This is a genomic window from Streptococcus suis (assembly GCF_002964045.1).
Lineage (GTDB): Bacteria > Bacillota > Bacilli > Lactobacillales > Streptococcaceae > Streptococcus > Streptococcus suis_U.
Genome location: NZ_POPB01000211.1, coordinates 1 through 290, shown reverse-complemented (window position 1 = coordinate 290; position 290 = coordinate 1). Strand labels below are relative to the sequence as shown.

1 pseudogene is annotated in these 290 nt (G+C 47.2%); it reads right to left on the bottom strand.

The annotated features are described in order from the left end of the window. A pseudogene (locus C1E99_RS01875) lies at positions 1-290 on the bottom strand (excinuclease ABC subunit UvrA); the annotation flags it as partial.

Below are 290 nucleotides of genomic sequence, written 5' to 3'. Positions count from 1 at the left end.
GGTCAGATTTTCAATGACTTCCAGATGATCCGCCACGGACAAGTCAGACAGCTGCCCGATATGAAGTCCCTGCTCGCCACCAACTTTAACAGAAAGAGCTTGGTCATTGAGGCGATAGCCGTGGCAGGTCCCACAGGTCAATTCATTCATGTAAGTCTTCATGACTGTCCGTGTGTAATCACTATTGGTTTCACGGTAGCGGCGGTTAATGTTGGTAATCAAGCCCTCGAATGGAATATCGATGTCTCGGACCCCACCGAACTCATTTTCATAATGGAAATGGAATTCTT